The organism is Streptomyces sp. SolWspMP-5a-2 (genome assembly GCF_900091845.1).
GTDB lineage: Bacteria > Actinomycetota > Actinomycetes > Streptomycetales > Streptomycetaceae > Streptomyces > Streptomyces doudnae.
The window spans coordinates 1-6478 of the sequence record NZ_FMCI01000255.1 but is presented as its reverse complement, the minus strand read 5'-3'; the positions used below and the strand labels follow the sequence as shown (position 1 = coordinate 6478).

Sequence of the window (6478 nt, the reverse complement as noted above, 5' to 3'; positions counted from 1 at the left end):
CCTGGCCACCGTGCCCTCGGCGGCGCGGGCCCAGGTGAAGTGGGTCAGGACCCGCTCGCGTCCGGCGCGGCCGAGCCGGGCGCGCAGCGAAGCGTCGCCCAGCAGGCGGACGAGGGCCGCGGCGAGGGGCGCGGGGGTCGCCCGGGGGCACCGCGAGGCAGGTCTCCTCGTCCCGTCCGGCCACCTCGGGGATCGCGCCTCCGGTGGTGGCGACCAGAGGGGTGCCGGTGGCCATGGCCTCGGCGGCGGGGAGGGAGAAGCCCTCGTAGAGCGACGGGACGCAGGCGGCCTCCGCCGAGCGGACCAGGTCGACGAGTTCGGCGTCGGTGATGCCCTTGACGAACTCGACGGCGCCGCCGAGCCCGTGGCGTTCGACGGCCTGGGCGACGGGTCCTTCGGTGGGGCGCTTGCCGACGACGACGAGGTGCGCGGCCGGGTGCGCGGCGCGGACCTCGGCGAGCGCCTCGACGAGGTGGACCAGGCCCTTGAGGGGCACGTCGGCGCTGGACGTGGTGACGATCCGGCCGGGCACGACGGGGACCGCCGGGTCGGGCGAGAACAGGTCGGTGTCGGCGCCGATGTGGACGACGTGGACCCGGTCGCCGCGGACCCCGAGGTGGTCGATGATCTCCTGCCGGGATGTGCCGGAGACGGTGAGCAGGGACGGCAGCCTGCGGGCCACCCGCCGCTGCATCCGGGTGAAGGCGTACCAGCGCCGTTTGGACAGGCGCTGCTTCCAGCCCACCGCCGCGTCCAGCTCCAACTGCCGGTCGACGGTGATGGGGTGGTGGACGGTGGTGACGAGCGGGGCGCCGACGTCGCCCAACAGCCCGTAGCCGAGCGTCTGGTTGTCGTGCACGACGTCGAAGTCGCCGCGTCTGGCGCGCAGGAGGCGTCCGGCGCGCAGCGAGAAGGTGAGCGGTTCGGGGAAGCCGCCGGTCCACATGGTGGCGACCTCGACGGCGTCGATCCAGTCGCGGTACTCGTCGCGGCGGGGGGTGCGGAAGGGGTCGGGGGAACGGTAGAGGTCGAGGCTCGGCAGCTCGGTGAGGGTGAGCCGGGGCAGGCCCTCGTCGAGGACCGGGTAGGGCTGGGAGCCGATGACCTCGACGCGGTGGCCGAGCCGGGCCAGTTCGCGGGAGAGGTGCCGGGTGTAGACGCCCTGGCCGCCGCAGAACGGGTTTCCCTTGTAGGTGAGGAGCGCGATGCGGAGCGGTCGCTCGCCGTCGGCGGCGCGGTCGCCGTGGGACCCCGCCTGACTGGCCTCAGCGGTCACTCTGGGCCCCCTTCTGACTGCACTGTCCCGCGAGATTACGCCGGGACGCTAATCTAGAACAAGTTTCAGACTTGAACGTCCAGCTTGATCGTCCAGGAGAATCCGAATCTACCGGCAGGTAGGGGCGGAGTGAGCAGTGGATCAGGTGATTCACGCCACGACGGCGGCCCTGCCATGATCGGCCCGAAGACGTCCGATCCCACCGACTGTCACGGAACGGTGCCCATGCCTGCGCAAGCCAAGCCGGCCAAGGCGGAAGTCAGTACCGCGCGGCCCGCCTCGCCGCCGCTCACCGAGCGTCAGGAGGCGCGCCGGCGCCGGATCCTGCACGCGAGCGCGCAGTTGGCCAGCCGGGGCGGGTTCGACGCGGTCCAGATGCGGGAGGTCGCGGAGTCCTCGCAGGTCGCCCTCGGGACCCTGTACCGCTACTTCCCGTCCAAGGTGCATCTGCTGGTCGCCACCATGCAGGACCAGTTGGAGCACATGCACGGCACGCTGCGCAAGAAGCCGCCCGCCGGGGAGACCGCGGCGGAGCGGGTGGCGGAGACGCTGATGCGGGCCTTCCGCGCGCTCCAGCGGGAGCCGCACCTGGCCGACGCCATGGTCCGCGCGCTGACGTTCGCGGACCGCAGCGTCTCCCCCGAGGTGGACCAGGTCTCCCGTCAGACGACCTTGATCATCCTGGACGCGATGGGCCGGGCCGACCCGGGGCCGCGGCAGCTCTCGGCGGTCCGCGTCATCGAGCACACCTGGCACTCGGCCCTCATCACCTGGCTGTCGGGCCGCGCCTCCATCGCCCAGGTGAAGATCGACATCGAGACGGTGTGCCGCCTCATCGACCTGACCGAGCCGGAGGAGTAGCTCACTCCTCCGGCGGGAACACCGGTTCCCCGGTGCCCAGTACGGTCAGCGCGATGGCTTCCACCGGGCAGCCCTCGGCCGCCGCGAGCACCTGTTCGCCGGCGTCCGTCTCGGCCTCCACCGGGTGCGACTGGCGTGCCGCGTCGAGGCGGAACCCGGCCGGCGCGTGGTGGACGCACTGGGCCGATCCGATGCAGACCCCGCGGTCGACCTCGACCCGCCAGCGGTCCCCCATGTCCGTCACGCCTCCCAGCCCGCGGGCAGGTGGATCATCTTGTGTTCGAGGTACTCGCCGAACCCCTCGGGGCCGAACTCCCGCCCCAGGCCCGAGTTCTTGTAGCCGCCGAAGGGGCCGAGCATGTCGAGGCTGAAGGTGTTGACGGAGTAGGTGCCGGTGCGGACCCGGCGGGCGATGTCGATGCCGCGCTCGACGTCCCCCGTCCAGACGCTGCCGGAGAGGCCGTAGTCGGAGTCGTTCGCGATGCGCACGGCGTCCGCCTCGTCGCCGTACGGGAGCAGGCAGACGACCGGGCCGAAGATCTCCTCGCGGGCGATCCGCATGGAGTTGTCGACGTCCCCGAAGAGGGTCGGTTCGACGTACCAGCCGCGGTCGAGCCCGGCCGGACGGCCGCCGCCGGTGAGGATCTTGGCGCCCTCCTCCTGGCCGATGCGGATGTAGTCGAGGTTGCGCCGCTGCTGGCGTTCGGCGACCAGCGGGCCCACCTGGGTCGCCGGGTCCATCGGGTCGCCGACGACGAGCGCGCCCGCCGCCGCGGCGAAGGCGTCGGCGTACTCGTCGTAGCGGGCGCGCGGAACCAGGACGCGGGTCTGCGCCACGCAGGCCTGGCCGTTGTTCATCCAGGCCGCCGGGACGATGCCCGCGACCGCCGTCGCGACGTCCGCGTCGGGCAGCACCACGGCCGCCGACTTGCCGCCCAACTCCATTGTCACGCGGGTGAGATGGCGGGCGGCGACCTCCATCACCCGCTTGCCCGCCGGGACCGAGCCGGTGAAGGAGACCTTGTCGACGCCCCGGTGCCCGACCAGGTACTCGCTGACCTCGCGGTCGGCGGGCAGGATCGACAGCACGCCCTCCGGGAGCCCGGCGTCGCGCGCGATCTCGCCCAACAGGTAGGCGTCCAGCGGGGATTCGGGCGACGGTTTGAGGATCACCGAGCAGCCCGCGAGCAGGGCGGGCGCCAGCTTGGCGGCGGCCACGAACTGCGGCACGTTCCAGGGGACGACGGCGGCGACCACCCCGACCGGCTCGCGGCGCACCAGGAGCTTGCCGAGGACGCCGGTGCGGCGCTCCTCGAAGGTGAAGTCCCGGGCGACGGTGATCGCCGCGTCCCACACCATCATCGCGCCGAGCGCCTGCGCCAGCACGCCCCAGGAGTACGGTGCCCCGTTCTCGCTGGAGATGACCCGGGCGATCTCCTCGTGCCGGGCGAGGATGCCGTCCTTGACCCGGGTGACGACGGCGATCCGCTCGTCGAGGCTCAGCCGCGGCCAGGGCCCCTCGTCGAACGCGGTCCGCGCGACGGCGACCGCCCGGTCGACGTCGGCCGCCGAGGCGTGCGGCACCCGGCCGATGACCTCCTCGGTGTGCGGGGAGACGACCTCGATGACCTCCTGGCCGAGCGGGTCGGTCAACTCCCCGCCGATGTAGAGCTGTCCGTGTTCCATGAGCTCGGTCATGCCCGACCGCCTCCCCGGATGCGCTGCGAAAGTGCTGACGATCCATCAGATACGCGACTAGGTGAACTGATACCAGTTCTCCATCGAGGAGTCCACGGAGCCGGGTGGCCGAGCGGACCGAAAGGTGACTCGGGCTCCCATCGAAACCCGTTCTAGTTATAGTGACCGGGAGTCGGCGAAACGGGGGACCCATGACACGGGTGCGCGATCACGGCGGCGGGGTGCGGTCCCTCCGGGTGCCGATCCCGGACAACCCCCTGGGCCACACCCTCGTCCATGTCGTCGACACGGACCGGGGCCCGGTCCTGGTGGACACCGGCTGGGACGACCCCGGTTCCTGGGACGCGCTGTCCGACGGCCTCGCCGCCTGCGGCACCTCCGTCGCCGAGCTGCACGGGGTCGTCGTCACCCACCACCACCCCGACCACCACGGGCTCAGCGGACGGGTGCGGGAGGCGTCCGGCGCCTGGATCGCGATGCACGCGGCCGACACCGCCGTCGTCCGCCGCACCCGGGAGACCAGGCCGGGGCGCTGGTACACCTACATGGAGGCGAAGCTCGCCGCGGCCGGCGCCCCCGACGACCACCTCGCGCCGCTGCGCTCCGCCGGGCCGCGCACCCGGCTGCCCGGCCTCTCCCCCGCGCTGCCCGACCGCGAGATCGTCCCCGGCGACCTCCTCCCGCTGGCCGGGCGCAGACTGCGCGCGATCTGGACGCCCGGCCACACCCCCGGCCACGTCTGCCTGCACCTGGAGGAGGAGCACCCGGCCGGGCTCGCGGGCAACGGCCGCCTCTTCTCCGGCGACCACCTGCTCCCCGGCATCACCCCGCACATCGGCCTGTACGAGGACCCGGACGACGCCACCGTCACCGACCCGCTCGGCGACTATCTCGACTCCCTCGAACGGATCGGCCGCCTCGCCCCCGCCGAGGTGCTCCCCGCCCACCAGCACGCCTTCACCGACGCGCCAGCCCGGGTGCGGGAGCTGCTCGACCACCACGAGGAGCGCCTCTCGGGGCTGCACGCGCTGCTGTCCGCGCCGCTGACCCCCTGGCAGCTCGCCGTGCGCATGGAGTGGAACCGCCCCTGGGAGCAGATCCCGCACGCGTCACGGAACATCGCCGTCTCGGAGGCGGAGGCGCATCTGCGCCGCCTGGTCAAGCAGGGCAGGGCGGAACCGGTACCGGGCTCGGACCCGGTGACGTACCGCGCCGTCTAGCACCCGGCGCACCCCGCGCGCCCGGCGCACCCCGCACCCCGAGCGCGCCCTCCCCGTCCCCCCGCGCGCGCCCTCCCCGTCCCCCCGACGTGGGCTCCCCGTCCCCCCGACGTGGGCTCCCCCGTCCCTCCGGGCGCTCGCCCCTCCGCTCCCTCCCCGGGCGGCTTCCGACCGGCTCCCGGGTCCGTCGATACCTGCCGGTAGAGTGACCGGGTCGTCATCACGCCCGTACCAGGGAATCCCGGGTGATTCCGGCGCCGGAGGCCCGGCGCGCGCGCCCCGGACCCGACGGCCGGACGGACCGCCGGGACCCACCGGGCGACCCCGGCGCGCGTGATCGGCCCAGGTGCGCAGGCAAGCCCGTCGGCGCACGGCACCGCAGAGGTTGACGGAGCCGGGTCGCCCGGGGTCGCCCCGTGCCGCGCCCGGCTCCCCGCAGGGAGAGGCACCCGCCGAGCATGAACGTCCGCCGCAGCGCCGCGGTCCTGGCCGCCACCGTCGTCGTCGCAGGCGCCGCACCCGCGGTCGCCGCGTCGCCGTCGCCGTCCCCGTCCCCGTCGGTGGCGATACCCGACGGCCTCTTCGGCACCGCCGACCCCACCTACGACGGGGTGTGGCGCCAGTCGCTGGCCCTGCTCGCCCAGCACACCGCCGCCGTCGAGCCCGCGCCGAAGGCGGTCGCCTGGCTGAGCGGGCAGCAGTGCGCCGACGGCTCGTTCGCCGCCTTCCGCGCCGACCCCGCGCGGGCCTGCGCCGCCTCGACCCCCGTCGACACCAACAGCACGGCCGCCGCCGCGCAGGCCCTCGCCGCGCTCGGCGGCCACCGGGACGCCGTCGGCAAGGCGGTGGGCTGGCTGAAGTCCGTTCAGAACAAGGACGGCGGCTGGGGCTACACCGCGGGCGACGCCACCGACGCCAACTCCACCGCCGTCGTCGTCGGCGCGCTGGTCGCGGCCGGTGAGCGGCCCGCCGACGTCCGCACCGGCGGGCACTCCCCCGACGACGCGCTGCTGAAGCTGGCCCTGCCCTGCGCCGACGGCGGCGCCTTCGCCTACCAGCCCGACGCGAAGGGCGCGCTCACCACCAACGACGACGCCACCGCGGCCGCGGTCGTCGGCGCGCTCGGCAAGGGCCTCGCCGGGGACGCCGCGGAGCCCGCGGGCACCGCCCCGGCCTGCGCGGACGCCACCGACGCCGGGCAGGCCGCGCGCAACGGCGCCGCCCATCTCGCCGGGGCGCTGGCGAAGGACGGCCACCTGGTGTCGGCGCTGCCCGGCGCCGAGGACCAGCCCGACTACGGCAACACCGCCGACGCCGTCGTCGCGCTGGCCACCGCGGGCCACGCCGACCGGGCGGCGCCCGCGCTGCGCTGGCTTCGGTCGCACGCGGGCGACTGGGGCCGCGCGGGGCGGTCCCGCCGCCT

Annotated in this window: 5 protein-coding genes and 1 pseudogene; 3 read left to right on the top strand and 3 right to left on the bottom strand. The window is 74.4% G+C overall.

The window, feature by feature from the left end; genetic code table 11:
• Positions 1-1276, bottom strand: a pseudogene (locus GA0115242_RS26020) (glycosyltransferase family 4 protein); the annotation flags it as partial.
• A gap of 225 nt (positions 1277-1501) precedes the next feature.
• Here GA0115242_RS26020 and GA0115242_RS26015 point away from each other — a divergent pair.
• Positions 1502-2137, top strand: coding sequence for a TetR family transcriptional regulator (locus GA0115242_RS26015; protein ID WP_093832554.1), 636 nt, complete (start codon positions 1502-1504; stop codon positions 2135-2137).
• A 1-nt stretch (position 2138) separates the two neighbouring features.
• Here the strand turns inward: GA0115242_RS26015 and GA0115242_RS26010 are convergent, their stop codons facing one another.
• Complete coding sequence (locus tag GA0115242_RS26010) at positions 2139-2372, bottom strand: ferredoxin (protein ID WP_093832552.1); 234 nt, start codon at positions 2370-2372, stop codon at positions 2139-2141.
• Between the two features lie 5 nt (positions 2373-2377).
• Positions 2378-3835 carry an aldehyde dehydrogenase gene (locus GA0115242_RS26005; protein WP_093832550.1) on the bottom strand — a complete coding sequence of 486 codons (1458 nt, stop codon included), beginning with the start codon at positions 3833-3835 and terminating at the stop codon, positions 2378-2380.
• A gap of 191 nt (positions 3836-4026) precedes the next feature.
• On the opposite strand from GA0115242_RS26005, the gene GA0115242_RS26000 reads away from it, so the two are divergent.
• Positions 4027-5055 carry an MBL fold metallo-hydrolase gene (locus GA0115242_RS26000; protein ID WP_093832548.1) on the top strand — a complete coding sequence of 343 codons (1029 nt, stop codon included), beginning with the start codon at positions 4027-4029 and terminating at the stop codon, positions 5053-5055.
• A 458-nt stretch (positions 5056-5513) separates the two neighbouring features.
• On the top strand, positions 5514-6478 hold a 965-nt coding region (locus GA0115242_RS25995; protein ID WP_107461481.1), incomplete at its 3' end, for a prenyltransferase/squalene oxidase repeat-containing protein.

What these genes read in the sequence shown, in the direction of transcription:
- GA0115242_RS26000 (WP_093832548.1), top strand. Translation starts at nt 4,027, where the DNA reads ATGACACGGGTGCGCGATCACGGCGGCGGGGTGCGGTCCCTCCGGGTG.
- GA0115242_RS26005 (WP_093832550.1), bottom strand. Translation starts at nt 3,835, where the DNA reads ATGACCGAGCTCATGGAACACGGACAGCTCTACATCGGCGGGGAGTTG.
- GA0115242_RS26015 (WP_093832554.1), top strand. Translation starts at nt 1,502, where the DNA reads ATGCCTGCGCAAGCCAAGCCGGCCAAGGCGGAAGTCAGTACCGCGCGG.
- GA0115242_RS26010 (WP_093832552.1), bottom strand. Translation starts at nt 2,372, where the DNA reads ATGGGGGACCGCTGGCGGGTCGAGGTCGACCGCGGGGTCTGCATCGGA.